This is a genomic window from Actinomadura sp. NPDC048032 (assembly GCF_040653175.1).
Taxonomy (GTDB): Bacteria; Actinomycetota; Actinomycetes; order Streptosporangiales; family Streptosporangiaceae; genus Spirillospora; species Spirillospora verrucosospora.
The window spans coordinates 1-1376 of record NZ_JBEZJP010000797.1 but is presented as its reverse complement, the minus strand read 5'-3'; the positions used below and the strand labels follow the sequence as shown (position 1 = coordinate 1376).

The following is a 1376-nucleotide window of genomic DNA, read 5'->3' as shown; positions in this document are numbered from 1 at the left end:
CGGCCGGCTGGCGGCGTTCTGGCACGTGTTCCAGCTCCCGCCCGCCGTGGCGGACGCCTTCGCCGCCGTCTACCGGCGGGTCGTGCCCGACTCGCTGCTGGTGGTGACCGGCCGCGAGCCGTTGTCGCCGTTGTAGCCGTTGGCGGTGAGGTTGCCGCCGTACACGCAGGTGATGCCGCCGAAGATGTCGACCACGGCCTTCACCTTGAAGTTCGCGATCGTGACGGTGGCGTCCCGGCCGCCGCTGTGCCCGGGGTCGAAGGTGACGTTGCCGCCCGTCCAGGGCAGGTTCTGCGCGGTGATCGTCGAGCTGGTGCTGCCGCTGCAGGGACCGCCGCCGGTGCCGGTGAAGGTGGCGGAGGCGACGTTCAGCGCGCTGCCGTCGGAGTTGATGGAGCCGTTCATCGTCGACTGGCTGCAGGAGCCGCTGCCGATCGAGCTGCTGACCGTCGCGGTGCCGAGCAGCGAGGCCTGCACTCTGCCGGAGTAGGCGGCGGCCGTGGCCGAGCCCTTGCGGATGGTCGTGCCCGCTGCGTACGCGGGGGCGACCCCCGCGGCGAGGACGGCCAGGGCGGCGGTCCCGACGATCGCGGTCTGTCTGATTCGTGCCACCGGAGACTCCTCTGTCCGGTTCGGGGTGGGCATACGCGAAAGTAATTCGCATAAATCGCGCGGGCAATGGCGGGCGGCGGACTGCGGGCTGGCCGGATCGGGACACCAGCCAGTGTCTGCTGGTAAGGCCGTGTGGCCGAGCACGGGCAACGTCTTTGTCACGCAACCCGTCCTTGACGGACCCGCTTTCACGGTTCTCGCCCCGGAGTCAGGGCGAGCGCCGCCGGAAGGAAAGTGGGCTAGGTTGGCGTGAACGGCGGGGCGAGCACCCCGCCGGCGGTCCGGGCGAGGAGGGTGGAGTGGGCGAAGCGCACCATCCCGCCTTCCGGCGGCCCGTCGCGCGGCTGCTCGTCGTCGTGCTCGGCCTCCTCGGCTTCGTCGCCGGACCGGTCGGCGCGGGCCTGCCGGCCGGCGGCATGCAGGGCAGGGCGCCCGCCACCGGCACGGTGTCCGGAGTCCGGATCGGGGCCGCCCTCCAGGGGCCCGCCCGCACCCGCGTCACCCCCAAGTCGCGCACGGCCGGGCGCGCGCAGACCGCCATCGCCGCCACCGCTCTCCGCGCGGCGGCGGCGGCGCCCTACGTCCAGCCCGAGCACGCGACGCCCCCCGCCTCCGGCGACGAGCCCCGGCCGCCGTCCGGGCGCCTCGTCCGGGCCGGCTCCGCGCACGTCACGCCCGACGTCGCGCCGCGGGGCGCCCCGCGCGGGCGCGCTCCGCCCGCCTCCACAGGGATCTGAGCTCTCTGTCCCCGGGGGCGGCCGTCG

General features: G+C 74.7%; 2 protein-coding genes. One reads left to right on the top strand and one right to left on the bottom strand.

Going from position 1 to position 1376, the window contains the following annotated elements; all coding sequences use genetic code 11:
• Positions 1 to 69: 69 nt before the first annotated feature.
• Positions 70 to 612, bottom strand: coding sequence for a hypothetical protein (locus tag AB0C69_RS42300; RefSeq protein WP_360362594.1), 543 nt, complete (start codon positions 610 to 612; stop codon positions 70 to 72).
• A gap of 299 nt (positions 613 to 911) precedes the next feature.
• On the opposite strand from AB0C69_RS42300, the gene AB0C69_RS42295 reads away from it, so the two are divergent.
• Positions 912 to 1349, top strand: coding sequence for a hypothetical protein (locus AB0C69_RS42295; RefSeq protein ID WP_360362591.1), 438 nt, complete (start codon positions 912 to 914; stop codon positions 1347 to 1349).
• The last annotated feature ends 27 nt before the right edge of the window (positions 1350 to 1376 follow it).